This window comes from Streptomyces sp. CB00455 (genome assembly GCF_001905445.1).
GTDB lineage: Bacteria > Actinomycetota > Actinomycetes > Streptomycetales > Streptomycetaceae > Streptomyces.
In genome coordinates this window covers 442,212-467,614 of record NZ_LIVQ01000001.1, presented here as the reverse complement: position 1 = coordinate 467,614, position 25,403 = coordinate 442,212, and the positions used below count along the sequence as shown (strand labels likewise).

The following is a 25,403-nucleotide window of genomic DNA, read 5'->3' as shown; positions in this document are numbered from 1 at the left end:
TCACGGGGACGGCAGCCACAGCTCGACGACCAGGCCGTGCGGGACGTTGCCGCGGACACCGAGACGGCCGCCGCTGACCCGGGCGATCTCGTCGGCGATGGCCAGCCCCAGTCCGCTGCCCCGCACGTTCTGGTGCCCGGGGGAACGGGCGAAACGCCGTACCAACTGCGGCAGTTGATCGGCCGGTACGCCCGGCCCGTCGTCGCACACCCGCAGGACCGCGCCGCCGGCCGTGCCGGGTGCGGCGCTCACCTCGACCCGGCCACCGGGCGGCACGAACTTCACCGCGTTGTCGAGGAGCGAGTCCAGGATCCGGCCCACCGCATCGGGCAGGGCGCGGACCCGCAAGCCGTCGGTGACACCGGCGTCCGCCAGCTCCAGCCCCGCGTGGCCGAAGACCGGCGCCCAGGCCGCCATCCGCTCCCGGACCGCCCGTGACGCGTCCTGCTCCCTCGGCTCCGGCGTGCCGGACTCCACCCGCGCCAGGGCCAGCAGGCCGTCGAGCAGCTCCTCCAGGCGCTCCGCCTCGTCCAGGGCACGGGAGTGATCGGTCCGGCCGGGACCGGGGGCGATGTGCGGTTCGACGTTCTCCAGCTGGAGCACCAGGGTGGCCAGCGGATTGCGCAGCTGGTGGGAGGCGTCGGCGACGAAGTCGCGCTGGCGGGCCATGGAGTCGGCCATGGCCTGCGCCATGGTGTTGAAGTGCTGCCGCAGCCGGCGCAGTTCCGGTGGCCCGCTGCCGGAGCCGGCCCGCGTCTGGAGACTGCCGGCGGTCAGCCCCTCCACCGCGCGGTCCAGATCCAGGACCGGCCGCATCAGCCAGCGCGTGATCCCGGCCGCCACCAGAGCCGCCGCCGCGAAGGCCGCGACCGCCCCGGCGGCGATGAGTGACCACCGGAGCGCCACGTCGGACCGGGCGGCGGCCGTGGGGACGGCCATCAGGACCGCCCCGCTCACCCGCTCGTCGCGGCCCACCGGCTCGGCGAGCACCACCGTCCGCGGGCCCCAAGGGCGCACGACGGGCAGCCGGTCGGTCGAACTCCCGGTCAGGGCACGGCGCCGGGCGCCGCCGGCCGCCTCGGCCAGCCCGGAAGGCTCCGGCCCGGCCCGCGCGACGGTCGTCCCCGCCGTGTCCACCACGACCACCCCGGCCCCGTAGAGCTGCGCGTACCGGCCGATCTCGGCCGACAGCTCGGCCCGGTCGGCGTCCGTGCGCATCCGGTCGGCGAGATCGGCGAACCGTACGGCCTCCGAGCGGCGCTGCAGGAGCAGGTGCTCGGTCCGGCCCCGCGCGTAGGCGTCGGCCAAGGGCACGCAGAGGAGCAGAGCGGCGGCCCCCATGAGGACCATCAGCACGGCGAGGAGCCGGCGCCTCACCCCGCGCCGTCCGGCGGACCGTACCGGCCCGGCTCGTGCCGTTCGTCCGCAGCCGCCGCCGGGGATCCGAGCTGGTATCCGAAGCCGCGCACGGTGCGCACCAGCCCGGAACGGCCGGTCTTGGCGCGGATACCCGCCACGTGGACGTCCAGCGAGCGGGAGGCGGCGAGGAAGACGTCCCCCCAGAGCCGGTCCAGGATCGCCTCGCGGGAGTGCACCTCGTCCGGCCGGGCGGCCAGGAAGGCGAGGACGTCGAATTCGCGCCGGGTCAGCCGGACCTCGCGGCCCGCCACCGTGACCGTCCGGCCCGCCGGGTCGATCTCGACGTCCCCGGCGCGCACGGGCCCGCCCCCGGGAACGGCCGGACCGCCGCCCGGATGTGCGGCCGGCGCGCCCGTCCGGCGGCGTACGGTGTCGATGCGGGCCATCAGCTCGGCCATCCGGAACGGCTTGACGACGTAGTCGTCGGCGCCGGCCCGCAGCCCCTGCACGACGTCCCGCTCCTCGCAGCGTGCTGTCACCACGATCAGCGGCGCGGCGCACAGGGTCCGCAGGCGGCGCAGCAGCTCCAGCCCGTCCAGGTCCGGCAGGCCCAGATCGAGCAGGACGAACTCGGCTTCGTGGACGTGCCGCAGGGCGTCCAGGGCGCGGCCGACCCTGCGCACGGTGTGCCCGCGCCGGGCGAGGGCGGTGCCGAGGGCCTGGGCCATGCGGTCGTCGTCCTCGACGAGAAGCGCGTGCATAGGCAGTTTCCTCATAGGACCGTGACCCGGGGCAGCAGCTTACGGGAACCGCCGCCCCGGCCGGAGGCGCCGGTCAGCGCCCGGAATCGGCGCCTGCGGCCGCCGACCGCTCCCGGCCACCGCCCTGTCCTGAACCTGAACCTGAACCTGAATCGGAGCCGGAGCCGGAGCCGGAGCCGGAGCCGGAGCCGGAGCCGGCGTCCGCATCGGCCTCGGCCTGGCTGAGCGCGGCGTTGCGGGTGTCCGGCATCAGGACGTAGGTCACCAGGGAGACCAGGGCGCACCCGGAGACGTACCAGAAGAACATCGTCTCGTGGCCGCTGCTCTTGAACCACAGCGCCACGTACTCCGCCGTGCCGCCGAAGAGCGCGTTGGCGACGGCGTACGGCAGTGCCACGCCGAGCGCGCGCACCCGGGTCGGGAAAAGCTCGGCCTTGACCGCCGCGTTGATCGACGTGTAGCCGGTGACGATCACCAGCGCCAGCAGGGACAGCCCCAGAGCGGACCAGTACGAGGAAGCCGACCCGAGGGCCGTCATGATCGGGTACGTACCCACGGTGCAGCCCACCGCGAAGGTGATGAGCAGGGGACGGCGGCCGATCCGGTCCGACAGCATCCCGGCGAAGGGCTGCAGCACGGCGAAGAGGGTCAGCGCGGTGAAGCTGACGAGCGTGGCGGTGGTCTTCGCCATGCCGGCGCTGCCGACGAGGTACTTGGTGAGGTAGGTGGTGTACGTGTAGTACGCCACGGTCCCGCCGAGGGTGAGGGCCATGACCAGGCCGGCCTGCCGCCGGTGCTGCCACAGGACCTTCAACGTGCCGCGCGCGCTGTCTTCGTGGGCACCCTCGCCCGCGGCCTGCTCCTTGAACGCGTCGGTCTCCTGGAGCCGCCGCCGGAGCCAGAAGACGACCACCGCGAACAGCGCCCCGACGACGAAGGGGATGCGCCAGCCCCAGCTCTCCAACTGCTCCGTGGTGAGCGTGTGCTGCAGGGCGATCAGGATGCCGAGGCCCAGCAGCTGCCCGCAGGTCATCGACACGTACTGGAAGGAGGAGCCCAGGCCGCGCCGGTCGCGCGCCGACGCCTCCGTCAGGTAGGTGGCGCTCGCCGCGTACTCCCCGCCGATGCTCATCCCCTGGAGCAGCCGGGCGAGCAGCAGCACCAGGGCGCCGAAGTAGCCGGCCTGGCCGTAGGTCGGGGCGACGGCGATCAGCAGGGCGGCGACCGACATCATGGAGACGGTGAGCGTGAGCGCGCTCTTGCGTCCGTGCCGGTCGGCGGCGCGGCCCAGGACCCAGCCGCCCACAGGACGCATCAGGAAGCCGACGGCGAAGATCCCGGCGGTGTTCATCAGCTGCGTGGTCGGGTTGTCGCCGGGGAAGAACGAGTCCGCGAAGTAGATGGCGAAGCTGGCGTAGACGAACCAGTCGTACCACTCGACGAGGTTGCCCAGGGATCCGCCGATCAGGGCGAGGCGGCGGCCCCGCCGCTCGGCCCCGGTCGGCGAGGCGGGTGTGCGGGTGTCGAAAGACATGGCGGCTCCAGAAGGAAGTCCCTGACGGGGGCGGCGAAACGGCCCCCGCGCCGTCCCGGCGGCCGGGAAGCGCCTTTGAGCATCCGTCCGCCTCCGTGCCCGGACAAGCTCCGCCGCGCAGATCTAACGTCCCGCTAAGAAAGCCGGTGCGAGCGCCGGGCGGGGCGCGTGGGTGAACCGGAGGCATCGTTGTTGCGTCCTGCCGTGCGAACGGACCGCAGCACAAGAAGGATCGCAGCAGAAGAGGAGATCAGATCATGGAAGCCGCAGGAGCCCGCCCCACCCGCCGTTCCGTGCTGGCCGTCGGCGCCGGGGCGGCATGGGCCGGCGTCGGGCTGGGCGGGACGGCCTTCGCGGCGCCACCGCGCCGCGGGCGGATCGTCCGGGAGCTCGCCACGCTGGAACGGGACCACTCCGCCCGCCTGGGCGTCTACGCACGGAACACGGCAACCGGGGAAACCGTGCTGTACCGGGCGGACGAGCTCTTCCCGATGTGCTCGCTCTTCAAGCCCCTCGCGGTCGCCGCCGTCCTGCGCGACCTGGACCGGGACGGCGAGGTCCTCGCCCGGCGCATCCACTACACCGAGCAGGATGTGGTGAAGTCCGGACACGCACCCGTCACCGGACGGCCCGAGAACCTGGCCGCGGGGATGACCATCGAGCAGCTGTGCGCCGCCACCATCTGCCAGAGCGACAACGCCGCCGGGAACCTCCTGCTCCGTGAGCTCGGCGGGCCGGGCGCGGTCACGCGTCTGTGCCGGTCGCTGGGCGACGGGGTCACCCGCCTGGACCGGTGGGAGCCCGAGCTGAACTCGGCCGAGCCCGACCGGCTGACGGACACCACCAGCCCGAGGGCGATCGGCCGGGCCTACGGGCGGCTCGCCCTCGGCGACGCGCTGTCCCCACGGGACCGGGAGCGGCTGACGGGCTGGCTGCTCGCCAACACCACCAGCACGGAGCGCTTCCGCAAGGGCCTGCCGGCGGACTGGACCCTGGCGGACAAGACCGGCGGTGGCCAGTACGGGACGAACAACGACGCCGGCATCACCTGGCCTCCGCACCGGGCGCCGATCGTCATGGCCGTTCTGACGACCAGGCACCAGCCCGACGCCGCCGCGGACAACCCGCTGGTGGCCGCGGCCGCCGCGCTGCTGGCGGCGGCACTCGCCTGACCGCGAGGGGCGGCGGTGCGGCCGCGGCTCCCTCGCGCCCCGGCGCGGTGGGGCACTGGCGCGGGTCACCGGGGCGGCGCGGGAGCGCCGGTGCAGCGGGCCGGCGGGGGCGGTTCGGCCGTGTCGGGCCGGCGCGGTGGGGGGCCGGTCAGCCCGCCGAGCGGGCGCGGGCCCGCGCGGCGCGGCGCTTGACGGCGCGCCGCTCCTCCTCGCTCAGGCCGCCGCACACCCCCATGTCCTGGCCCGCTTCGAGGGCCCACTCCAGGCAGTTCTCCGTCACCGGGCAACGGCGGCACACCGCTTTCGCCTCTTCGATCTGGAGCAGGGCCGGTCCGCTGGTGCCCACCGGGAAGAACAGGTCGGGGTCCTCCCGGCGACAGGCGGCCTCGTGACGCCAGTTCATCGTCATGCCTCCATTCAGCTCGTCCGAACCTTCTCCCACCCGCCTGGCCGGTACCGGCCGCTCTATGCAGGTACCGGACGACCAGTTGCCCGATCTTTGCCGCGAAGACGTGGCCGTGTTCCTGTTCAGGTCGCGCCGATGGGGTAGGCGGGTCGCATGTTCAGCCATCGACGAGTGCGTACGGCCGTTGTCCTTGTGATCAGCTGGGGGGTGCTGACGGGTGTGGAGAAATGGGGTGAGCAGGCGCCGTGGGGGTCGGCCGTCCTGCGCGGACTGCTGTGGGCCGCCGTCGTCACCGGCGCCTGGTGGTTCGCGGAGTGGACCCAGATACAGCGGCCCCCGCGAACGCCCCGGGACGGCGCCGCACCGATGCCCGACCATGCCGTCGCGGGTCGGCGGGAGGACACCCGGCGGGCTGATGTGGCGCACCTGGAGGGGTTCGAACGCTGATACCGGGGCATCCCAGGACGAGGCATACAGCGCTCGCCAGCCGACCAGAGGAGGCAGCAGTGACCACCTACGTCATCACCGTGCCCGGCACGTTCCTGAGGGACGTCGACGAGACGGCGCGCTCGGGGCTGGTGAGGAGGCTGGCCTCCCACCACACCGCGCTGAGCGAGACCGAGGATCTGGACCTCCTGACGCTCAATGACGACGGCACGTTCTCCGTACGCCTCGAAGTCGACGCCGAGGACCGGGCGGGCGCCGAGGCCCAGGCGGTCCGCCTCACGGCCGACGCGCTGGAGGAGTCCGGCTTCCCGGACAAGGAGGCACCTCTGGGTCCCCCTGCCGTCACGGGCATCGACGCCGAATCCTGACGCCGTCCGTCCCCGGACGCTCCTGAAGCACTCCGTTCCACCGCACGGCCCCGGCGGCCGCCCAGCGCCCCCGGGGCCGTACGCGCACCGTCAGCGGAACGCCGTCGCCCGGACCCCGGCGCCGCACAGCGCGAAGTCGCCGCCGTCGTCCGGAGCCAGTTGGAACCTGGCTCCCGCGACGCCGATGACGAGGGACGGCGCGACCGTGGGGTCGGCGCCGGAGGCGCAGGAGCCCTCGGCCTCGCCGAGGACGGGCGTGAAGGTGAGCTGGGCCGAGGCCTTGCCGCCGGCCGGGAGCTGCACGGCTCGGGCCGTACCCTGGCGGGAGACGTTCAGTGGCTTGTTCTTGCCCGGCGAGCCCTGGCCGGCGATGGCCACGGTCGGGAAGCCTTGCAGCACGCACTGCTTGGAGCTCTTGTTGGTCACGGTGATCCGTACCTGGCCGGTGCTCGACCGCTGGGCGCCGACGGCGACGATCTGGGCACCCGTGCACGGGGCGGACGGTGCCCGAGGTGAGGCCGCCACGTCAGCTGCTGCCGCGGATCCGGCCCCGGCCAGCAGGCCGCCGATCAGGAGCCCACCGGCGGCCAGTGCGGCGACCGATGCCCTGGCCGCGCCGCCTCTCGTTCTGCCCTTCATGCCCTTCCCGCCCTTCATAGGGTCCCTCCGCCCGCTCCGGCCCGTGGGTCGCGGGGCGGCCGGTCCGGGTGCGGGGCGAGCGCGTGGTCCAGGGGCTGACCCCTAGTTGTTCCGGTTGTTGCGGTTGTTGTGGTGGTTCTGGTTGTTGTTCTGGTGCTGCGAGTTCTGGTTCTGGGTGTTCTGATCCGTGGTGTTCTGGTCCGTCCCGCTGAAGCCGCTGCACTCGGTGCGGTCGTTGCCCTGGGACACGGTGTACCGGGCGTTCTCCACGCTCGCCATCTGGAATCCGCCGTCGGAACCGATGGTGAACGACCCGCCCGCGGCCGTCGGTGAGGACAGGAACGCGGTTCCGGGTGCGAAGCCACCGCCGGAGAGCCGTACCGTCCCATCGGGCATGACTCCCGATATGGAGCAGGTGGCGGTGGGGGCGGCGGCGGCCGAGGGCGCCCATGCGAAAGCGGCCGGCGCGGTGAGGAGCGCGGCGGCCGCGAGCGGGGCGAGCAGGGAAAGGCGTATGCGCCGATTCATGATTCCTCCCGTGCGGGAGCGAGGGAACTGCGGGGGCCCGGGCCGGGCCGCACGTCGCACGCCCGCGGGCCGGGCGGCCTGGAGGCGGCCGTGTCCGTCACGTCCATCCTCCCGCTCCCGGCCCGAGGTGTCGACCGGTGGCCCCGCACGTCCGGCCCGCCGAAGATCGGCGGGCCGGGCTCCTCTTCTCCCCGGAGGGACCGGCCGGTCACATCACGGCCGGGGCGTTCGTCAGGAGGCGAGCATGCCCTCGCGCAGGCGGTTCAGGGTGCGGGTCAGGAGACGCGAGACCTGCATCTGGGAGATGCCGAGACGCTCCCCGATCTGTGCCTGGGTCATCTCCTGGCCGAAGCGCATCTGGAGGATCAGCTTGTCGCGCCCGTCGAGCTGTTCGAGCAGAGGAGCCAGGGTGTGCAGGTCCTCGAAGAGCTCCATGGCCGGGTCGTCCTCGCCGAGGGTGTCCGCCAGGGCTCGGCTCGGGGTGTCGGAGGATTCGTTCTGCTCGGTCTCCAGGGGCTGGCTGGAGTGCCCGTTGGCGGCGACCAGACCCTCGATGACCGCTTCCTCGTCCAGCTCCAGGTGGGCTGCCAGTTCCTTGACCGTCGGGGCGCGGTCGAGGACCGAGCTGAGCTCCTCCTTGCCGCGCGCCAGCTCGATGCGCAGCTCCTGCAGGCGGCGCGGGACACGGACCGCCCAGCTGGTGTCACGGAAGTGACGCTTGATCTCACCGGTGATGTAGGGGAGGGCCAAGGTCGCGAACTCGTTCCCCATCGAGGGGTCGAAGCGGTCGATCGCCTTGATGAGGCCGACCGTTCCGACCTGGATGAGGTCCTCCATCTCCGTGCCGTCCGTGCGGTTACGGAAGCGCCGCGCCGCGAACTGGACGAGGGAGAGGTTCATCTCGATCAGGGTGTTGCGTACGTACTGCCGCTCACGCGTCCCCTCCTCCAGCGTCGCCAGCCGCTCGAAGAACGCCTTCGAGAGTCCGCGGGCGTCGGCCGGGGCCACCTCGCGCGCATTGTCGATGCGCGGCAGGTCCGCCGGGGTGGCGGCGGGGGTGATGTTCGCGGCCGGGCGCAGGCCCGTGGCCGTCTCGGGGGAAGCCTGTGCGGCGAGGACGTCCACTATTCGCTCCTTGGCAGGTTCCTGACCGGATGACCGGCACTCGTGTCTGTCGACCTGGGCGGCCGGTGCGTCACCGGGGTGGCGACGCAGGATGAGCATGGCCGCTCAAACGACACACGTCAAGGAATACACGAAAAGTATTTCGCGATTTCAGTTGCCCTTGAGTGCTGAGGGGTTGACTAATCACCAGATAATGGGACATAACGCCCACGTGATCGGTCCGGCGGCTTCCGGTCGAGGGATCCCGGGCCGCTGCTTTCCCCCAGACCGGGTGCCGCCGCGGCCGCGACCGCCGGTCCCGTTCAGCCGCACAGCCGCGGCGGCTGGACGTCCGGCTGACCGGCGGCCGGACGGGGCCGGTGGGCCGCGCCTGGCGCGTTCCGCCCGGACCGGTGCAGGGTGGAGGGAGGAGGAAAGGACGGACGGGACGGACAGGACGGACGGGCCTCGACGAGGGAGACGCGGTGAAGCGCTACCGGGTGGATGTCCATGAGGACGGGGGAGTGCGGACCGTGGTGATGGCCGGCGAATTCGACCTCGACACCCTGGGCTCCCTCCAGGCCGCCCTCGACGCCGGGGAGAACGCCGGAGCGGAGCGCGTGGTCGTCGATGTCACCCGGGTCACCTTCGCCGACTCCAGCGTTCTCAACCTGCTTCTGGGTGCGCACCGGGCGCTGCCGCTGGTCCTGGCCGGGCCCCTGCCGGACAGGCTCGCGCACGTGCTGGAGGTGACCTGCACGGACCGTGTCTTCACGGTCGCCGGCACCCTGGCCGAGGCCCGTACCGTGCCCCTGCCTCCCCGCCCCTGAGGGCCGGCGGACCGGCCGCAGCCGGGTGACGGGCCGGTCGGCCCCGGAGCCGGGCCGAACCCGCTGCCACGCCCGTGACCGGCCACAACGCTCCGTGAGCCCGGATTAGGGACAGGCCATCGGGACACAAGGGCTGTGTGCTGAAGATACTTCTGGTTGCCCTGCTCGCAGCGCTGGCGGCCGGCGCCGCGGCCGCCGCCGTCCTGACGTCGCCCTGGTGGTGGCTCGCGGCCGGCCCGCTGATCCTGCTCGTCCTCGTGGCCTCGTACGACCTCGTGCAGCGCCGCCATTCCATCCTGCGGAACTACCCCCTGCTGGGCCACCTGCGGTTCGCGATGGAGGCGCTGCGGCCCGAGCTGCAGCAGTACTTCATCGAGCGGAACTACGACGGGCGCCCCTTCGACCGCGACACCCGCAGCCTCGTCTACGAGCGCGCCAAGGGGACCGACGCCGAGGAGCCCTTCGGCAGCGAACTCGATCTCTACCGACCCGGCAGCGAATACCTCACCCCCTCCATGGCCCCCCGGCCGGTGCGCACCGACCCGCCCCGGGTCCGGATCGGCGGCCCCGACTGCACGCGGCCCTACGACATGGCCCTGCTCAACGTCTCGGCGATGAGCTTCGGCTCGCTGTCCGGCAACGCCGTCCTCGCCCTCAACACGGGCGCCCGGCGCGGCGGCTTCGCGCACGACACCGGCGAGGGCGGCCTCTCGGAGTACCACCTGCGCCCCGGCGGGGACCTCGTCTGGGAGATAGGCACCGGATACTTCGGGTGCCGTACCCAGGACGGCGGCTTCGACGAGCGCCAGTTCGCCGAGAAGGCCACCTACGAGCAGGTCAAATGCGTGTCGCTGAAGATCAGCCAGGGAGCCAAGCCCGGCATCGGCGGCGTCCTGCCCGGGGCCAAGGTCAACGCGGAGATCGCGCAGGTACGCGGTGTCCCCCAAGGCAAGAGCGTCATCTCACCCCCCTACCACCGCGTCTACTCCACGCCCCGCGAGCTCGTCCGCTTCCTCGCCCGCATGCGCGAGCTGGCCGACGGCAAGCCCGTGGGCTTCAAGCTGTGCGTCGGCTCTCGCCGCGAGTTCCTCGCCGTCTGCAAGGCGATGCTGGAGGAGGGCACCACCCCCGACTTCATCATCGTCGACGGCGCGGAGGGCGGCACCGGCGCGGCTCCCCTGGAATTCGCGGACAACGTCGGACTGCCCCTGAGTGACGGGCTGATGACCGTGCACAACGCCCTGGTGGGCGTGGGGCTGCGCGACCGGATCCGCGTCGGGGCGAGCGGCAAGGTCGCCACCGGCAGCGATCTCGTCAAGCGGCTCCTCCAGGGCGCCGACTACACCAACGCCGCCCGCGCCATGATGTTCGCGGTCGGCTGCATCCAGGCTCAGCGCTGCCACACCAACACCTGCCCGGTCGGGGTCGCCACCCAGGACGACCGGCGGGCCCGGGCCGTGGACGTCGCCGACAAATCACAGCGCGTCGAGCGGTTCCAGGAAGCCACCGTGAAGAGCGCCCTGCAGATCATGGCCTCCATGGGTGTCGACGACCCGAGCGCGCTGCGGCCGCACATGCTGCTCCAGCGGGTGGACCCGCACACGGTCCGCTCCTACGCCGAACTGCACGAATGGCTCACACCCGGACAACTGCTCGCATCGGTCCCCGAGGACTGGGCATTCGACTGGGAGGCGGCCGACCCCGACCGCTTCTCCCGCTGAGCCGGCACAGGCGCAGGCGCCGACGCCGGAACCGACCAGCCGAACCGGACCGGAGGACACACCCGTGGCACGAACCGTCGCCCAAGTGATCGTCGAGGCACTCAAGGACCTGGGCGTCCAGCAGGTCTTCGGAGTCGTCGGAGACGCACTGAACCCGCTGACCGAGGCCATCCGCACCACCGACGGGCTGGACTGGATCGGCTGCCGGCACGAGGAGGTGGCCGCCTTCGCCGCGGGGGCGCAGTCCCAGCTCTCGGGGGACCTCGGCGTGTGCATGGGCACGGTCGGACCCGGTTCGGTGCACCTGCTCAACGGGCTCTACGACGCCGCCAAGAGCCACACCCCGATCCTGGCCATCTGCGGCCAGGTGCCGCTCGCCGAGGTCGGCAGCGACTACTTCCAGGAAGTCGACAACGACCTCCTCTTCCGCGACGTGGCCGTCTACCGCGCCACCATCACCTCGCCCGAGCAGATGCCGCGCATGCTGGAATCGGCCGTACGGGCGGCGATCAGCCAGGGCGGAGTGGCCGTACTGACCGTCCCCGGTGACCTCGGCGACCAGGAGCTGCCCGATGACCGGCCGGCCCGCTTCGCCCTCGACCGCCGTGCCGTCACCCGCCCGGACGACCCGGCCCTCGCCGAGGCCGCCGAGCTGCTGAACGCCGCCTCCCGCGTCACGCTGCTCGTCGGACAAGGGGCCCGCGCCGCCCGCGCCGAGGTGCTGCGCCTCGCCGAGCTGCTCGCCGCGCCCATGGTGCTGACCCTCAAGGCGAAGGAGGGCTTCGAGGACGCCGACAACGTCTTCCAGGTGGGCCAGACCGGCCTCATCGGCAATCCCGCCGCCGCCCACGCCCTCGACAAGGGCGACGCGCTCCTCATGCTGGGCACCGACTTCCCCTACCGGGACTGGTACCCCGAGGACTGCAAGGTCGTCCAGATCGACGCCCGGGAGGAGCACCTGGGCCGCCGGGTGCCGGTGGACGTGGGACTGACCGGTGACGTGGGGGCGACGCTGCGGGCCCTGCTCCCGTTGCTGGAGGCGAACTCGGACCGTGCGCACCTGGAGGACGCGCGGGAGCGGTTCGCCCAGTGGCAGGAGGGTCAGCAGCGGCTCGCCGACCCCCGGCACGAACACCGGTGGACCGGGAAGCTGCGGGCCGTGCTGGACAACCGCGACCACCAGATCCGCCCCGAGGCGCTGGCCGCCGCCGTGGACCGGTATGCCGACGACGACGCCGTCTTCACCTCCGACACCGGCATGGCCACCGTCTGGCTCTCCCGCTTCGTCACCATGCGCGGCGACAGGCGCCTGATCGGCTCCTACAATCTCGGTTCCATGGCGAGTGCCATGCCGCAGGCCCTCGGGGCCCAGCTCTGGGCGCCCGACCGGCAGATCGTCGCCTTCTGCGGGGACGGCGGGCTGAGCATGCTCCTGGGCGACCTCATGACCATCAAGACGTACCAGCTGCCGGTCAAGCTCGTGGTCTTCGACAACCGCCGCCTGGGCATGGTGAAGCTGGAACAGGAGCAGGCCGGACTTCCGGAGTTCGGCACGGAACTCGACAACCCGGACTTCGCCGCGGTGGCCACCGCTCTCGGGCTGACGGGTATCCGCGTGACCGATCCGGCCGAGCTGCACGACAGTGTGCGCCGGGCTTTCGAGACCCCGGGGCCGGTCCTGCTCGACGTGCTCACCAACCCGGAGGAGGTGGCCGTACCCGGGAAGCCGACCGTGGGGCAGGGATGGGGCTTCGCCATCGCCAAGGTGAAGGAGATCCTGCCCAGCCGGGAGGACTGAGTCTGACAGCGGCCGTACACCGGCCGCAGACCGGCGGGGCCGGCGGGGGTCGGCGGGTCCACCCCGTCCGGCCCCCGCCGCGCGTCTGCTCAGTGCGTCCAGTGCATGCGACCCAGGTGGATGAGGCGGAGCTGGCGGCGGGCGGTGCTGGTGACGGCGGCCCAGTCGTCGCCGTCCAGAATGACGGCGAGGTAGGCGGACGCGGTCATGAACATGTGGTCGACCAGGAGCCGGGCCAGTACCAGCACGTCCTCGGCGCTCCAGCCCGCGCTGACCGGGTCCGCCGCAAGCACCTCGGCGACCTCGCGACCGAAGGCGTCCAGTTGTGCGGCGATTGCCTCGCGGACCGGCCGTACGCCGCCGTGCCGCTCCCGGACCAGGAAGCGGACGTGGGCGGGGCGGTTGCGCACCAGGTCGGCCACCAGGCGTACCGCCGCGTCACCGCGCTCCGCGGCGTCGCCGGTCGAGGCGAGGACCAGGCGCACGGTCTCGTGCAGGCTGGCCAGGGCTTCGTGCACGAGTTCCGTGCCCAGCTCCTCCATGTCGCCAAAGTGCCGGTAGAAGGCAGTGGGGGCGACGCCGGCCGCCCGGGCCACCTCCCGCAGGCCGAGGCCGCTCAGGCTCCGCTCCTCCAGCAGCGACAGCGCCGCGTCCAGCAGGGCGCGGCGCGTCCTGCGGCGTTGGGCCTCGCGGGACCCGGTGATCTGGCTCATGACGGGCAGTTAACCCCGAGCGGGCGCCCCGAACCAGCATAAGACGGATTAGACTGGGTAGTCAGTGAACAACTGTTACTGATTAGTGGGAGGAAGTTCCATGCTCTTCCTCGTAGGTGCACTGCTCGTGCTGGGCGTCGTCCTCGGCGCCGTGACCCACGTACCGGTGGCGGTCAGCGCGGTCGGGGGAATCGCGATCGGCCTCTGGCTCGCCCTCTTCGCCGTCCGCGAGCGGCTGGCCGGCCGCCTGGGCCGGTCCGACCGAAGCCACGGAGGTCTGCGATGAGTACCAGGACCGCTTCCCAGACGAGGCCGGAGGCGACCGGGACGGCCGCCGCTTCCGCCGCTTCCGCCAAGCCTGCGGCAACGGCCGGGCCCGCTGCCTCCGCCGGGCCCGCGTCCGCGAGGCGCACCGTGCCCGCGCCGCCCGCCCCGGCCCCCAAGCCGACGAGCACCCGCAACGCGGACGCCATGGCCGTCTGCGCGTTCGTACTCGGGCTCGTGGGACTGCTCGTCATGAACCTCTTCCTGGGCCCGATCGCCGTCGTCCTCGGCGCTCTGGCCCTCTACCGGCGCACGACCCGTCCGGGCCGGGCGTGGCTCGGCCTCGCCCTCGGCGTGGCCGACCTCGCCGTCCTCGGCCTGCTGGTCACCGCGGACAACACCTTCTCCTGGAGCATCGGCTGACGCCCCGTCGTCGCGCCGTCCCGTCCCCGACGCCGTCCGTCCCTACTCCGGGCCGGGCGGCGTCGCGGTGTGGTCGGGGTGGTGGTGCGTGCGCCTGCGCTCCTTCAGCCGCGCCTCGAAGAGGTGGTCGCGTCCGGCGCCCAGGTCCCGTCGGATCCCGTCCTCCAGAGCGACGAACGGACGGTAGTAGGAGTCGTTGTACGACTCGATGATCTGGAAGGTCCAGTGGCCCGGGATCACGTTGCGGCCCAGGATCTCCCGCTCCACCCTGTCGGCGTACTCCCCGTGGCCGGCCTCGCGCAACAGGCGGACCGCGTCGTCCAGCTCGAAGTCGGCCGTACCGGTGAGCTGGTGGAAGCCGTACAGGTGACCCCGCGCCCGCTCCGTCGTCTCCAGGGCTTTCGAAAGCGCCCCCAGGGCCCGAACCGTCGGCTCGCCGACACCCTCCGGCGGCTGGTGCGCCCCGTCCATCGCCTCGTTCTCGCTGCTCATGTGCCCCACCTGCCCCGCCGTGGCGGCGCCGTGCGCGCCACTACGCCGTGCGGCGCAGCGAACTCGCCCGAACAGGGCCCCCGGCCGCGCGGGCCGCCCGGCCGGCGTCACCCGGCGCGCGGCCGCGGCGGCGTGGCGTCGAGGAGCGCCCACAGGCGCCGGCCGTCTTCCGCGCGATCGGTGCCGCAGCCGACGACGGTGCCCAGCGCGGCGAGCGCGGCCAGCAGCCCGTCCACCCGGTCCACCGTCCCGGGCGCGGCCGCGGGGGCCGGCCGGTGGCTCAGCGCGACGACGAGGATCCGGTCGTCCTGGTCCGCGAGGTGCAGGCTGACGCGCTTGCCGCCGTCTGCCACGGCGGTCTCGACCAGGAGCCCCACGGCGGCTTCCAGATCCCGCTCTCCGACCGCCGCGTACCCCCACGCGCGGACCTGGACGGCCGTCTGGGCGGCGGCCTTCCTCGCGGCCCATGCATCGGCGCGGAAGACGAGTCCGGCGGTCCGCCGGTTGCGGATCTCCATGCGCGGCCGCCTGAGCGCCGCTCCCGGCGCGGACCTCCCGGCCGGCTGCGGACGCGGAGCTGCGACGGGTCCCCCCGGCGGCTCGGGGGTGTGCGGCGGGTACGAGGGCGGCATGTGCGGACCCTTCCCCTCCGGCGTGGTGGTCATGCGACCACGCTACGCGCACGCGCACACCGCCGTAAGCGGAACACCGGGGGCCGGCGGCCGCGTTGGGGGCCGCGCGTCCGAAAGGCGCCCTCCCGGCCAGTGGTTCACGCCCCGGGGGGCGAACGTGCGTCCCGGGCCGGACTTGCCGAAGGGCCCCGGCCCTCCGCGAGGGCCCGGGGTCCGCCCTATCCCCCGCCCGCCCCTTTCCGGACCCGCCCGCCGCTCCCGGCCACGGCCCCGGGACCGGATGGCTGGTTTGCGGCCCGGCTGCCCGCCCGGCTGGCAGGATCTGCGGATGCTTCGAAACAGTGGTGTGGTGCTGTCGGTGGTGGCGGCCGCGTACGGGCTGTCCGCGATGGGCGATCAGATGGCGATCGTGGCGCTGACGCTCCGTCTCCATGACGAGGGACGGTCGGGGTACGTGCTCTCGCTCCTGGTCGTGGCGAGCGTGCTGCCGCTGGTGGTGGTCGGCCCGCTGGCCGGGCCGCTGGTCGACCGCATCGAGAGCAGCCGGCTCATCATGACGGTCACGGCGCTCCAGGCCGTGGTGGCCCTCGGACTGGCGCTCACCACCGACACGGTGGTGGCCGTCCTGCTGCTCGCGCTGCTGGGCTGCGGAGCGGCCCTGGCGCTCCCCGCCCTGCAACTGCTGGTGCCGCAGATCACCGGGGAGGAGGCCACCGCCCGCGGGTACGCCCGGCTGGAGACCTTCCGGGCGGTGGGCAACATCGCGGGACCGGCGCTCGCGGGACTGCTGGTGGCCGTGTGGGACGCCCGGATCGCCCTGGCCGTCAATGCCGCCTCCTTCGCCCTGCTGGGGACGGCTCTCGCCGCGGTCGGCGTGCGGCGCAGGCCGGTGGCGGTGACCACGCGGCCCGGCTGGCTCGGCCAAGTGCGCGAGGGCGTAAGGGTTCTCGGCGCCGACCGGCTGCTGCGGACCGCGATCGGCGCGCTGGCCTGTGCGATCGTCTTCACCGCGATCCTGGTGGTCGCGCGGGTCTTCTTCATCCGGGACGACCTCGGCGCCTCGGACGCGGGCTACGGCGTACTGGTCACCGCTCACACGGTGGGGATGCTGCTGACATCCGCCTTCCTCGCGCCCCGGGTACCCCTGGCCTGGCAGCCCAGAGTCCTGGTGTGCGCGGGCCTGTTGATGGGGGCGTCGCTCCTCCTGTCCGCGGCGGTACCGGTCCTCCCGGTGGTCGTCGTGGCGTTCGCCCTGGCCGGTGTGGCCAACTCACTGCAGAGCCTGTCGATCCGGAACCTGATCCATGCCAGGGTCCCGGCCGGGGTGCGCGGGCGGGCCTTCGCCTCTTCGGGCGCGGTCCTCAACGGGGCGAACATGGCCGGAACGGCACTGGGAGGTCCGGCGGCCGTGGCGCTGGGCGGCGCCGGCGCCCTGCAACTCGCGGGAGCGGGAACTCTGTTGGCGTCCCTGGCCGCGGGCCCGATGCTGTTCCGCAGAGCGGTCGACGAGGCGGGGCCTGCCGGGACTTGCGAAGAAGAGGACCCGGACAACGGAATCCGACTTCCGGCCAAGTAGCCCGGAGCGCATTGCCGTGCGGGATGGCCGGCTCTAGCGTTTGGAATATCCGCGAACGCATTTTCGATCTTGATGGTGTGTGCGGAACGTCTCGACACGGAAGGAACGGTATGGCCATCTCGGTCCTGCCCGAACAGCCCGTAGTCAGGGAGCTCGTCCTCCTCGGGGACTCCACCCCCGGCCGGCGCGGGGACCGCGTGGTGATCGCGGAATCCCACTGCGAGATCAAGCTCAGCTCCGACGAGGCACTGGAGCGCTGCGTCGCGGCGCTGCGCGCATCGGACGAACGCCTCGCCGCCGAGACCTCCGGCCCCTACGACTGGCAGCGCACCTGGGTGGAGCGCAGCAGCCAGGGCGGCGGCAGCGTCCTGTTCAACGTCTCCTGGTACGACGAGACGTTCTTCGAGGAGAAGAAGGACGTCTTCCTCTCACCCGAGCACCTCGCCATGTACGCCCACATCGGAGCCGAGGACGGAGCCGTTGACGTCAGTCACTGGCGCCACGTCGGCTGAACCGGCACCACGCGCGGCAGCGGCGGCCCTCCCGCAGGAACCACGGGAGGGCCGCCGCTCACGTTCGCTACAGGGCGGGCACGGGCAGGGCCCGGCCGGATGGGGGGGGTATCCGGCCGGGCCCTGGTCCCGGAAGGGAGGGGACCGGTCCCGGCAGCGCCGGGAGGTCTCCGTCCCACGGTGTCATCTTGGCGTCCGCGGTGCTCCGGCGCCAGCCGGAGGGACCCGTATGCCGCGCGTCAGAGCTGACCGCGCCATGCGCCGGTCTCGCTGCCGCGGGATTCGATGTACTCCTTGAAGCGCTTCAGGTCGCCGCTGACCTGGCGCTTCACGAAACCGAGCTTGTCGCCGAGGTTCTCCGCGAAGCCGTCCGGGTCGAAGTCCATCTGCAGCATGACCTTCGTCCGGGTGTCCGCCAAACGGTGGAAGGTGACCACCCCGGCCTGCTTGGCCTCGCCGCCGACGGTGCTCCACGCGACGCGCTCGTCGGGGATCTGCTCGGTGATCTCGGCGTCGAACTCCCGCTCGACCCCGGAGACCTTGGTCTTCCAGTGGGTCAGGGTGTCGTTGATCTGCGTGATCCGCTCGACCCCGTCCATGAAGTGCGGGAAGGTCTCGAACTGCGTCCACTGGTCATAGGCGGTGCGGACGGGAACGTCGACCTCTACGGATTCTTCGACCTGCGACATGAAACCAACCTCTTCCTCTTGCCGTCTTGTGACCGCGCCGCCGAACCGCCGGCGCGGGGGGCGCGTTCCTGAGTGCCCCTCGGAACGCGGCTGCCCACTGTGTCCCCGGCCATTACCCCGCCCGGGATGTTCACCGGGCCACGCAGGCCACGATGACCTTGCCGCCCCCGGGCCCCCGCTGCACGGCCACCGCCCGGGCCAGCCGGCGCACCATGGGCCAGCCGAAGCCGCCCGTCCGGCCGGTGAGGTCGGGGGAGCGGTCCTGCGGAGCCACGGGGCTGGGGTCCTCGACGACGACCTCGATGGAGTCCGGCCGTGCCCGCAGGACCATCGCCGTGACCCCGCCCGCGTGGCGGATGGCATTGGTCACCAGCTCGGAAACCAGCAACACCACGTCCTGAGCGGCGGATGCGGACAGCGAGGGGTGCAGGCGCGCCAGGAACTGGGAGGCCGCCTGGCGCGCCTGCGCGACCCGCTGCGGCCGGTACGTGACCTCCGCGGGCCGGCTTTCGTGGTGTTCGGGTGTTTGGGTCTGCTGCATCGTGCTCACCCCGTCCGGTGATGTCCTTGGTGGTCCTGTGGTGTGCGAGGGCTGTGGGTGGACACAGGCGGGGGCGGCACCCCTGTTGGCTGGTGCCGCCCCCGGAGCCCTGGCAGGTCAGTGCTTGAAGGTGTCCTTGACCTTTTCCTTGGCCTCGCGGGCGTCGCCCTTGGCCTGCTCGGCGCGGCCCTCGGCGGTCAGCCGCTCATTGCCGACGACGCTGCCCGCGGCTTCCTTGAGCTTGCCCTTGGCCTGCTCGGTCTTGGCTTCGGTCTTCTGCTCACCCGACACAGCTGATCACTCCCTGCGCTGTTGGAACGGAACGCCTTACGAAACTCCTTCTGGCCCGTCTGCCGCCCGGTAAACAGAAATTCTTCAGTAGGCGCCGGAAATTCCCGATCGGATAATCCGTACGTGCAGAACGGGGAGGCCGGTCCGGCGGCGGACCCGCCCCGTAGCCCGCCCGAGGGGCGGTATCGGGCGCTGATGCGACAGGTACCGGCCGTGTTCGGAACGCATGCATGAAGAAGTCGGGCCGGGGCACACGGCCCCTGACGGCAATGACGTCTCGCTTCAATGAGAAGGCGCTGAATTCCGCCGACTGATCGCTATGTGAAGGAGCTGTTCTTCCGTGACTGACAATGTGTGGGGCTACCAGGACACCGCGGGCCACCTGGCGGGTGCGGACCTGACCGGGTACAAGGTCGAGGCGATCGACGGCTCCATCGGCAAGGTCGACAAGCACTCCGACGAGGCGGGCTCCGCCTATCTGGTCGTCGACACCGGCGTATGGATCTTCGGCAAGGAAGTCCTCCTGCCCGCCGGCGCCGTCACGAAGGTGGACGCCGAGGAAAAGAAGATCTACGTCAACCGCACCAAGGACCAGATCAAGGACGCTCCCGAATTCGACCGGGACAAGCACCTCGGCAATGCCGATTACCACGCCGAGGTCGGTACGTACTACGGCACGGGCGCGCCCTTCGGCGGCCGTCCCGCCTGATACGCCGTCCGACGCGCGAGGGCCGGCACCCACGGGGTGCCGGCCCTCGCCGCGTGCCGTCCGCGTGCCGTCCGCGTGCCGTCCGCGTGCCGTCCGCGTGCCGTCCAACGCTCAGAGCCCGAGGGCCCTGCGCAGTCCGAGCCGGTCGGTGCCCAGCTTCGTGAAGACCGCCGCCAACAGCTCCGAGACGACTTGGGCGTCGGTGTGCGTCTCCCTGGCGATCGCCGTGTTGTCGAGGCCCAGCGCGGCGTGGCGCGCCACCGCGCTCTCGGCGACCGTCAGCGTGTCCTGCTCGGAGGTGTGGAGCCGGCGGGGACGCAGCCCGGCCGACACCAGCTGGGCACGGGCGCGGCCCGCGAGCGCGTCGGCGCCGCACGCCGCCGCGGTCTCCATGCCCCGGTAGAGCTGCTGGGCCGCCTGGTGCGGATCACCCACCGTGTGCAGGACCGTGCCGAGGTCGACGAGTGCGTGCGCGAGCTCGAAGGCGGCAGGCGACTGTTCGAGACGGTCCACCGCCTCCTGGAGGAGCACGGCCGCCCGGGAGGGATCCGACACCGTCGCCGCGGCGACGCGCAGGGCGTGCCCGATCACGCTCGACGCCCCGAACGCGCGGGCACGTGCCAGGGCTTCGGAAGCGGTCGCGCGGGCCTGCTCGGTGTCGTGCGTGGCCTGCGCGAGAGCCAGATCGAGCTGCCAGGGGCTCCACGACGGGTTGCGCGTACCGCGCAGGTCCAGACGCTTCCCCGCCTCCGTGAGGTTCCGCTCGGCATCCTCGATCCTGCCCTGGGCCAGGAGCAGCTTGCCCCACACGGCCTGGGGGTCGGGGTAGACGACCGCGTTCGGGAAACCGTCACCCCACTTGTAGGTCCGGGCCACCTTCCTGGCCTCGGCGACATCGCCCCGCGCGATCAGCGTCTCGATGAGGGTGCCGATCGCGTACTGCTGCGCCGGGATGCCCTGCCCGATGCGGTCGGCGATCTGCAGGCCGTTGCGTACGAAGTCCTCGGCCTCGGCGAGCCGCCCGCGCCGATAGCGGACGTAACCCAGCAAGGTGTAGACGAACGACAGGTGCGATCCGCGCCAGCCCTTCGCCTCGAACTCGACGATGCCGCTGTTGAACAGCTCCTCGGCGCGGCCCGGCTGGTCGCAGTACATCAGGGTGACGGCCACGACGGCCGGCACCTCGAACCCGAAGTCCTGGTCCGTCCAGCTCATGCCCCCGTCCATCGCCTGCTCCGCGTAGTCCACGGCGATGGCGGCCGGCTCACCGCGCATGGCGGCGTCCCAGGCCCGCAGGCCCAGGATGTGACGCTCCGCCAGCCCGCGCCCGGCGAGCCGCTTGGCGAACTGGGCCAGGAGCCGCGAGCGCGCGGGCGAGTTCTCCTCGTCGACGCGGACGGAGTTCCACTTGAACTGCTCGGCCTGCATGCGCAGCCGGGTCCGGGAGCTCGTGGCACTGCGCGCCTCGTCGGCCAGCAGCCCGGCCGCCTCCGCGAGCTGACCCGTGTGGGCGAGGGCCTGCGCGAGCCGGTAGGTGATCGCCTCGCGCAGGCCCTGTTCGGTCTTGGGCTCCTCCAGCGCGGTGCGCAGCTGGTTGATGGTGGTCGCGGGGTCGTGCAGGAGGTTGGCGGAGCCGAGTTCGAACAGCACCTCGGCCCGGTCCTCCACGTCCGGAGGTTCGCGCAGCGCCCGCGCCAGGTAGCGCCGTGCCGCGTCGGGAGCTCCGGCGGAGAAGCTCTCGCGGGCCGCCTGGCGCAGTTGCTGCACGACCCAGGGATCGCCGTCGGGGTGCATCTCCAGCAGGTGGCGGGCGGCGGCCGCGGACCCCTGGCCGTCGTCGACCAGCGCCTGCGCGGCCATGCCGTGCATGGCGACGCGGACCCCGGGCGGGATCGAGCGGTAGACGGCGGTGGCGATGAGCGGGTGGAAGAACTCCACGACCTCCTTGCGCCGCACGCTGGTGAGGACGGTCAGGATGCGGGCGCTGCGGAGCTGGTCGATGGCGTCGGCGGCCTGGGCCTCACCGAGCGCGGCGACGCCACTGACGATGCCGAGCGGGACGGCGGTGCCGAGGACGGCGGCCGCCCAGGCGAGCCGCACCGTCGAGGGCCCGAGCTGTTCGAGACGGTCGATGAGGCCGCTGCCCTTGACGGCGGAGGCCAGATCCCGAAGCTGCGGGATGTTCTCCTGGTGCGGCGTGAGACCGCGGGCGCGTCCCTTGAGCGCCAGCTCGACGACCTCGAAGGGGTTTCCGCCGGTGATGGCCCAGCACTCCCGGCAGAACACGTCGTCCGCGCTCTCGCCCATGGTGTCGCGCACGATGCGGGCGACCGCGCTGGTGGTGAGCGGCGCCAGTTCGTACGGGCGCGTTCCCTGGCGCCCCATCAGGGCGCGCAGGGAGCCGGCGTCGGCGGGGATCTCGTCAGGACGGCACGCCACCATGATCAGCATGCCCAGTTCCTCGGCGCGCGCCGCGAAAGCGGTCAGCCACGCCAGGGACTCCGCGTCCGCCCAGTGCGCGTCGTCGAGGACCAGGACCACGGGGGAGCTGCGCACGGTTAAATGCGTGACGACCCAGTCCAGGCCGTCCCGCACGCCCTGGGGGTCGGGTGCCGCCGCGCCGTCCGGGGCGGCGGTCAGGCCGAGCGCCGGGGCGACGATCCCGTACCAGGCACCGAGGACCTCACGCCGCTCGTCCTCGCTCATGGCGGCGAACGACGGCTGGATGAGCTGGCGCATCACGTGGAACGGCACCTGCTTCTCCTGCTCGCCGCCGCGGGCGAACAGGACGGTGCAACTTCGTTCGCCGGCGTACCGGCGGGCTTCGGCCAGCAGAGTGGTCTTGCCGATGCCGGCCGACCCCGCGAAGGTCAGCACGCCTCCGCGGCGGGTGGCCGCGCTGGTGTCGGCGGCGCCGTGGAGATCGTCCACCGCGCGGTGGATCGCGAGAATTTCGGATTCCCGTTCGAGAGGGAGAGGTGAAGCCCACCCTCTCGGTTCCGTGACATGTGACATCTTGCCCCCTCCTGCGCGTGCGGCCGAGTGTACGGCTCAGGGGCGAGATATTGCTGCTTAAAGTTATTATTCCGGCAGCTCGCCACTCGTACGGGGACAATGCTGTACCCTCGGCTGACTCAATTGCGTAGTGATTCCAGAGGATTGGCGCGAACCCGCCCGGAAATGAGCGGGATCGCGCGGATGTCCGTCAATGCCGGGCCACGGGAATCATGGGGAGCTCGCTGGGCTGGGGTATGCCGGCGGGAACCTCGCGGACGGTGACGCCCGGCGCAGGGGTCAGGCGCCACCGGGACGCGACGGTCGCCACCGCGGTCAGGATCTCCGCCACCGCGAACGAGTCTCCGATGCACTTGTGCTGGCCCGCCCCGAAGGGGACGTAGCGGTGGTCCCGCGGCCGGTCCTTCGCATCCTCCTGCCAGCGGTCCGGATCGAATGCCATGGGGTCGCGGAAGAGCGCGGGGTCCCGGTGCAACGCGTAGGGACTGTAGGCCACTTCGGCTCCGGCCGGGATCGCGACGCCGCCCAGGGTGAGGGGCGCCAGCGCCCGCCGCGTGAAGAGCAGCGGCGAGTGCAGGCGCAGTGCCTCCTGGAAGACGTGGTGCGTGTACGTCAGCTTCGGCAGGTCGGAGGGCTGGACCGAACGGGGACCCACCACCGCGTCCACCTCGGCGTGCAGGCGCTCCTCCACCCCGGGGTGGCGCCCCAGTTCGTGGAATATCCAGGCCAGGGTCGTCGCCGAGGTCTCCGTCCCGGCGAACATGATGGCGATCACCTCGTCCCGCACCTGCTCGGGGCTCATCCTCGCGCCCGTGTCGGCGTCCACGCTGGACAGCAGCAGGGAGAGCAGGTCGTGCCGCTCCCCGGCGCCCTCCTGCGCCGGGTACTGGGCGATCACCTGGTCGATGATCCGGCGCAACCGCGCGGCGGCCTCGTCGAACCGGCGGTTCAGCCCGATGGGCAGCCGGTCCAGGGACTTGGGCATGACCGCCCGCACGAGCATGCCTTCCAGCACGATCGGCAGCGAGCGGTGCACCTCCGCGACGGCGGGCCGGCTCAGGTCCCCCGAGAAGATCATCTCCGCGACCGAGGACAGCGCGTACTGGCGGGTCTCGTTGACCATCGAGACCTCGCGGCCGGCCGTCCACGACGCGGACATCGACTCGGCCTGCCGGCACATCACCTCGGCGTACTCGGCTATGTGGCCGCGGTGGAAGGCCGGCTGGATCATCCGCCGCTGCTTGCGGTGGAACTCGCCGTCGGTCGTCACGATGCCGTTGCCGAACATGGGCCGCAGCCGGTCGAAGACCCTGCCGCGGCCGAACTGCTGGGCCTGGCCGACCAGTACGGCGTGGACGTGCTCGGGGCTCGTGAGGACGTGGACGGGCCACGTGCCGATGTCGAGCCGCACGACCCCGCCGTACTCCCGCAAGGACTCCAGGAAACCGATCGGCTGCCGCCACAACTGCAGCACGTGGCCCAGGAGCGGTAACCGCCCCGGTGCGACGGGGGCGTCGACCGCAGGGCCGGAATTCACCACATGCGCCATGGACCGACTCCCTGTCATGCCACCGAGACCAGGCCCGGGCGGGTGTACGCAGACTCCAGCCCGGCAGCGAACCGTTCGTCGCTGTACCGCGTGCACTCGTAACGCTGCCAAAGGTCCGCGCCGATCATCCAGTCCTCGTAGCTCCGCACGCAGCGGGAAACCGCCGCGCGCAGGGCCGGGTCCGTGGCCGGGTCGGCGTCCAGGGCCAGGAACAGGCGCTCCTCGTCGGCCAGGTACTCCTCGATGCGGGTCTGGATGCGCGTCTCGACCGCCCGGACCGCCTCGGGCAGTGAGCGCCCCTCCCGGAGGGAGATGAGAGAGACGAGGTTGTTGTTGTCCCCGCAGGAGTGTTCCTTCGGCAGGGAGAAGACGTCATTGCCCCAGGAGATGACGTCCACCGCACTCGCGATCAGCGACTGGAAGCCGGGAAGGTCGTGGATGCGCTGCGGCAGGTCGATGCCCAGGCCGGCCTCCACCATGTCCATCATCGGCAACAGCTGGGAACTGTGGCGGCGCATCAGGATGTAGTCCTGGACCGAGGGCAGGCCCCCGGTTCCGCGATTGCCCGCCTCCTGGTCCAATGAGCCCAGCATGAGCGGTACGTGGGCCCGGTAGCGGGCCGCGGTCCCCTCGGACATGCCGGCCAGGATGCGGTCGCAGAGGTCGATGAATCCGCACACCAGGGGATTGCGGCGGCCGGGTGCCTGGGTGGTCCTGCCGGTCTCCAGGTATTCGGTGATCGCGCCCGCGACGGGCCGCCAGGCTTCGAGCTCACCCGTCCTGATGAGGTGGTCGTGCTGGTCGTCCAGGACGAAGGACCAGGCCATCCACTCGGCGAGCAGGACGACCGTCTCGTACGGCACGTCGCCGCTCACGCGGCCCGCGAGATGGCCGAAACCGATGCCCGCGAACTGGTCCACGGCATCGGTGACGAGTTCGTGGCGCACCACCCAGGACGTGGCGTCGGCATTGGCGCGTGCGGCCTGCGGGTGCTTCGAATTCCCGAACGGAAGGTGGAAATCGGGAACGGAGAAAGAATTGAGCTGGGTCATTGATCCCCCCGTAAAAGAGTCTGATTGGCTGATACCCGCCCAATGCGCAATCTCTGATGTCGCGACGCGGACACCTCTCTGCTCTGCACCCCCACGGCGACAGGCTGCGGTGGTCGAACCGATCCGGTCGCGGAGCGACCGGATCGCGCCTGCGGGCGACCACATCCGGCCACCCGTGAAGTAATTAACTCTCAGGGCGCAGCGGGCTGTCAACGTAGGGTGAGAGGAGATGATGAATTCATCCCGAAAGTACCGAAAGTGTATTCATTTTTGAATAT

At 71.9% G+C, this 25,403-nt stretch carries 27 protein-coding genes; 11 read left to right on the top strand and 16 right to left on the bottom strand.

The genetic code is table 11. The features are described 5' to 3' along the window. The 3 genes from AMK16_RS02210 to AMK16_RS02200 form a co-directional block, all read right to left on the bottom strand. Positions 1-1,377: a sensor histidine kinase gene (locus AMK16_RS02210; protein WP_073907788.1), complete on the bottom strand. Its 1,377-nt coding sequence runs from the start codon at positions 1,375-1,377 to the stop codon at positions 1-3. Next, on the bottom strand, positions 1,374-2,120 hold the full coding sequence (locus AMK16_RS02205) for a response regulator transcription factor (protein ID WP_073907785.1): 747 nt from the start codon (positions 2,118-2,120) through the stop codon (positions 1,374-1,376). The genes AMK16_RS02210 and AMK16_RS02205 overlap by 4 nt, the downstream gene beginning before the upstream one ends. A 73-nt stretch (positions 2,121-2,193) precedes the next feature. Then, positions 2,194-3,654, bottom strand: a complete 1,461-nt coding sequence (locus AMK16_RS02200; RefSeq protein WP_242438523.1) for an MFS transporter — start codon at positions 3,652-3,654, stop codon at positions 2,194-2,196. 257 nt (positions 3,655-3,911) lie between these two features. Here AMK16_RS02200 and bla point away from each other — a divergent pair, with 257 nt between their 5' ends. Beyond that, positions 3,912-4,826, top strand: a complete 915-nt coding sequence (bla, locus tag AMK16_RS02195; RefSeq protein WP_073907782.1) for a class A beta-lactamase — start codon at positions 3,912-3,914, stop codon at positions 4,824-4,826. Between the two features lie 148 nt (positions 4,827-4,974). On the opposite strand, the gene AMK16_RS02190 is transcribed toward bla, so the two are convergent. Further along, positions 4,975-5,229 (bottom strand): WhiB family transcriptional regulator, encoded by a 255-nt coding sequence (locus tag AMK16_RS02190; RefSeq protein ID WP_073910233.1) that lies wholly within the window; start codon positions 5,227-5,229, stop codon positions 4,975-4,977. Positions 5,230-5,403: 174 nt separating this feature from the next. On the opposite strand from AMK16_RS02190, the gene AMK16_RS02185 reads away from it, so the two are divergent. Together AMK16_RS02185 and AMK16_RS02180 are read left to right on the top strand one after the other, a co-directional pair. Beyond that, entirely contained in the window at positions 5,404-5,679 is a 276-nt protein-coding gene (locus tag AMK16_RS02185) for a hypothetical protein (RefSeq protein ID WP_143196780.1), read from the top strand. A 59-nt stretch (positions 5,680-5,738) separates the two neighbouring features. Then, positions 5,739-6,047, top strand: a complete 309-nt coding sequence (locus AMK16_RS02180; RefSeq protein WP_073907776.1) for a hypothetical protein — start codon at positions 5,739-5,741, stop codon at positions 6,045-6,047. Between the two features lie 90 nt (positions 6,048-6,137). On the opposite strand, the gene AMK16_RS02175 is transcribed toward AMK16_RS02180, so the two are convergent. The 3 genes from AMK16_RS02175 to AMK16_RS02165 all read right to left on the bottom strand — a co-directional run bounded on the left by AMK16_RS02175 (position 6,138) and on the right by AMK16_RS02165 (position 8,339). After that, positions 6,138-6,686, bottom strand: coding sequence for a DUF4232 domain-containing protein (locus tag AMK16_RS02175; protein WP_158071198.1), 549 nt, complete (start codon positions 6,684-6,686; stop codon positions 6,138-6,140). A 102-nt stretch (positions 6,687-6,788) separates the two neighbouring features. Then, positions 6,789-7,214, bottom strand: a complete 426-nt coding sequence (locus AMK16_RS02170) for a hypothetical protein (protein ID WP_073907773.1) — start codon at positions 7,212-7,214, stop codon at positions 6,789-6,791. 231 nt (positions 7,215-7,445) lie between these two features. Beyond that, positions 7,446-8,339, bottom strand: a complete 894-nt coding sequence (locus AMK16_RS02165) for a SigB/SigF/SigG family RNA polymerase sigma factor (RefSeq protein ID WP_443333524.1) — start codon at positions 8,337-8,339, stop codon at positions 7,446-7,448. Between the two features lie 464 nt (positions 8,340-8,803). Here AMK16_RS02165 and AMK16_RS02160 point away from each other — a divergent pair, with 464 nt between their 5' ends. The 3 genes from AMK16_RS02160 (at position 8,804) to AMK16_RS02150 (ending at position 12,667) form a co-directional block, all read left to right on the top strand. Then, complete coding sequence (locus tag AMK16_RS02160) at positions 8,804-9,148, top strand: STAS domain-containing protein (protein WP_242438522.1); 345 nt, start codon at positions 8,804-8,806, stop codon at positions 9,146-9,148. A 137-nt stretch (positions 9,149-9,285) separates the two neighbouring features. Continuing rightward, positions 9,286-10,869 (top strand): FMN-binding glutamate synthase family protein, encoded by a 1,584-nt coding sequence (locus AMK16_RS02155; protein WP_073907770.1) that lies wholly within the window; start codon positions 9,286-9,288, stop codon positions 10,867-10,869. Positions 10,870-10,933: 64 nt separating this feature from the next. Then, on the top strand, positions 10,934-12,667 hold the full coding sequence (locus tag AMK16_RS02150; RefSeq protein WP_073907767.1) for a thiamine pyrophosphate-dependent enzyme: 1,734 nt from the start codon (positions 10,934-10,936) through the stop codon (positions 12,665-12,667). 89 nt (positions 12,668-12,756) lie between these two features. On the opposite strand, the gene AMK16_RS02145 is transcribed toward AMK16_RS02150, so the two are convergent. Then, the gene (locus AMK16_RS02145; RefSeq protein WP_073907764.1) at positions 12,757-13,380 is read right to left on the bottom strand and encodes a TetR family transcriptional regulator; all 624 of its coding nucleotides are present in this window, start codon (positions 13,378-13,380) and stop codon (positions 12,757-12,759) included. Between the two features lie 100 nt (positions 13,381-13,480). Here AMK16_RS02145 and AMK16_RS02140 point away from each other — a divergent pair, with 100 nt between their 5' ends. Both AMK16_RS02140 and AMK16_RS36940 read left to right on the top strand, forming a co-directional pair. After that, positions 13,481-13,666 (top strand): hypothetical protein, encoded by a 186-nt coding sequence (locus tag AMK16_RS02140; RefSeq protein WP_073907761.1) that lies wholly within the window; start codon positions 13,481-13,483, stop codon positions 13,664-13,666. Next, positions 13,663-14,067 (top strand): DUF4190 domain-containing protein, encoded by a 405-nt coding sequence (locus tag AMK16_RS36940; RefSeq protein ID WP_073907758.1) that lies wholly within the window; start codon positions 13,663-13,665, stop codon positions 14,065-14,067. The genes AMK16_RS02140 and AMK16_RS36940 overlap by 4 nt, the downstream gene beginning before the upstream one ends. 42 nt (positions 14,068-14,109) lie before the next feature. Here AMK16_RS36940 and AMK16_RS02130 read toward each other — a convergent pair whose 3' ends face one another. Further along, entirely contained in the window at positions 14,110-14,559 is a 450-nt protein-coding gene (locus tag AMK16_RS02130; protein WP_073907755.1) for a hypothetical protein, read from the bottom strand. A 107-nt stretch (positions 14,560-14,666) separates the two neighbouring features. After that, positions 14,667-15,077, bottom strand: a complete 411-nt coding sequence (locus tag AMK16_RS38015; protein ID WP_073907752.1) for a hypothetical protein — start codon at positions 15,075-15,077, stop codon at positions 14,667-14,669. A 442-nt stretch (positions 15,078-15,519) separates the two neighbouring features. On the opposite strand from AMK16_RS38015, the gene AMK16_RS02120 reads away from it, so the two are divergent. Continuing rightward, positions 15,520-16,767 (top strand): MFS transporter, encoded by a 1,248-nt coding sequence (locus AMK16_RS02120; protein ID WP_158071197.1) that lies wholly within the window; start codon positions 15,520-15,522, stop codon positions 16,765-16,767. A gap of 110 nt (positions 16,768-16,877) precedes the next feature. Next, positions 16,878-17,279, top strand: coding sequence for a hypothetical protein (locus AMK16_RS02115; RefSeq protein ID WP_073907746.1), 402 nt, complete (start codon positions 16,878-16,880; stop codon positions 17,277-17,279). 239 nt (positions 17,280-17,518) lie between these two features. Here the strand turns inward: AMK16_RS02115 and AMK16_RS02110 are convergent, their stop codons facing one another. From AMK16_RS02110 to AMK16_RS02100, 3 genes are all read right to left on the bottom strand, one after another. Further along, positions 17,519-17,968 carry an SRPBCC family protein gene (locus AMK16_RS02110; RefSeq protein WP_073907744.1) on the bottom strand — a complete coding sequence of 150 codons (450 nt, stop codon included), beginning with the start codon at positions 17,966-17,968 and terminating at the stop codon, positions 17,519-17,521. A gap of 130 nt (positions 17,969-18,098) precedes the next feature. Continuing rightward, positions 18,099-18,509, bottom strand: coding sequence for an ATP-binding protein (locus AMK16_RS02105; protein ID WP_073910221.1), 411 nt, complete (start codon positions 18,507-18,509; stop codon positions 18,099-18,101). A gap of 117 nt (positions 18,510-18,626) precedes the next feature. Then, on the bottom strand, positions 18,627-18,800 hold the full coding sequence (locus AMK16_RS02100; RefSeq protein WP_073907741.1) for a CsbD family protein: 174 nt from the start codon (positions 18,798-18,800) through the stop codon (positions 18,627-18,629). Between the two features lie 340 nt (positions 18,801-19,140). Between AMK16_RS02100 and AMK16_RS02095 the strand changes: the two genes are divergently transcribed. Further along, on the top strand, positions 19,141-19,509 hold the full coding sequence (locus AMK16_RS02095) for a PRC-barrel domain-containing protein (protein WP_073907739.1): 369 nt from the start codon (positions 19,141-19,143) through the stop codon (positions 19,507-19,509). 111 nt (positions 19,510-19,620) lie between these two features. Here AMK16_RS02095 and AMK16_RS02090 read toward each other — a convergent pair whose 3' ends face one another. The 3 genes from AMK16_RS02090 to AMK16_RS02080 form a co-directional block, all read right to left on the bottom strand. Continuing rightward, positions 19,621-22,524 (bottom strand): ATP-binding protein, encoded by a 2,904-nt coding sequence (locus AMK16_RS02090; protein WP_073907737.1) that lies wholly within the window; start codon positions 22,522-22,524, stop codon positions 19,621-19,623. Positions 22,525-22,714: 190 nt separating this feature from the next. Continuing rightward, entirely contained in the window at positions 22,715-24,073 is a 1,359-nt protein-coding gene (locus AMK16_RS02085; RefSeq protein WP_073907734.1) for a cytochrome P450, read from the bottom strand. Positions 24,074-24,087: 14 nt separating this feature from the next. Next, positions 24,088-25,125 carry a terpene synthase family protein gene (locus AMK16_RS02080; RefSeq protein WP_073907731.1) on the bottom strand — a complete coding sequence of 346 codons (1,038 nt, stop codon included), beginning with the start codon at positions 25,123-25,125 and terminating at the stop codon, positions 24,088-24,090. Positions 25,126-25,403: the final 278 nt, after the last annotated feature.

Coding starts and splice junctions, on each gene's coding strand:
- AMK16_RS02085 (WP_073907734.1), bottom strand. CDS start 24,073: ATGGCGCATGTGGTGAATTCCGGCCCTGCGGTCGACGCCCCCGTCGCA.
- AMK16_RS02115 (WP_073907746.1), top strand. CDS start 16,878: ATGGCCATCTCGGTCCTGCCCGAACAGCCCGTAGTCAGGGAGCTCGTC.
- AMK16_RS02140 (WP_073907761.1), top strand. CDS start 13,481: ATGCTCTTCCTCGTAGGTGCACTGCTCGTGCTGGGCGTCGTCCTCGGC.
- AMK16_RS02130 (WP_073907755.1), bottom strand. CDS start 14,559: ATGAGCAGCGAGAACGAGGCGATGGACGGGGCGCACCAGCCGCCGGAG.
- AMK16_RS02105 (WP_073910221.1), bottom strand. CDS start 18,509: ATGCAGCAGACCCAAACACCCGAACACCACGAAAGCCGGCCCGCGGAG.
- AMK16_RS02080 (WP_073907731.1), bottom strand. CDS start 25,125: ATGACCCAGCTCAATTCTTTCTCCGTTCCCGATTTCCACCTTCCGTTC.
- AMK16_RS36940 (WP_073907758.1), top strand. CDS start 13,663: ATGAGTACCAGGACCGCTTCCCAGACGAGGCCGGAGGCGACCGGGACG.
- AMK16_RS02110 (WP_073907744.1), bottom strand. CDS start 17,968: ATGTCGCAGGTCGAAGAATCCGTAGAGGTCGACGTTCCCGTCCGCACC.
- bla (WP_073907782.1), top strand. CDS start 3,912: ATGGAAGCCGCAGGAGCCCGCCCCACCCGCCGTTCCGTGCTGGCCGTC.
- AMK16_RS02145 (WP_073907764.1), bottom strand. CDS start 13,380: ATGAGCCAGATCACCGGGTCCCGCGAGGCCCAACGCCGCAGGACGCGC.
- AMK16_RS38015 (WP_073907752.1), bottom strand. CDS start 15,077: ATGGAGATCCGCAACCGGCGGACCGCCGGACTCGTCTTCCGCGCCGAT.
- AMK16_RS02200 (WP_242438523.1), bottom strand. CDS start 3,654: ATGTCTTTCGACACCCGCACACCCGCCTCGCCGACCGGGGCCGAGCGG.
- AMK16_RS02205 (WP_073907785.1), bottom strand. CDS start 2,120: ATGCACGCGCTTCTCGTCGAGGACGACGACCGCATGGCCCAGGCCCTC.
- AMK16_RS02175 (WP_158071198.1), bottom strand. CDS start 6,686: ATGAAGGGCAGAACGAGAGGCGGCGCGGCCAGGGCATCGGTCGCCGCA.
- AMK16_RS02190 (WP_073910233.1), bottom strand. CDS start 5,229: ATGAACTGGCGTCACGAGGCCGCCTGTCGCCGGGAGGACCCCGACCTG.
- AMK16_RS02120 (WP_158071197.1), top strand. CDS start 15,520: ATGCTTCGAAACAGTGGTGTGGTGCTGTCGGTGGTGGCGGCCGCGTAC.
- AMK16_RS02170 (WP_073907773.1), bottom strand. CDS start 7,214: ATGAATCGGCGCATACGCCTTTCCCTGCTCGCCCCGCTCGCGGCCGCC.
- AMK16_RS02090 (WP_073907737.1), bottom strand. CDS start 22,524: ATGTCACATGTCACGGAACCGAGAGGGTGGGCTTCACCTCTCCCTCTC.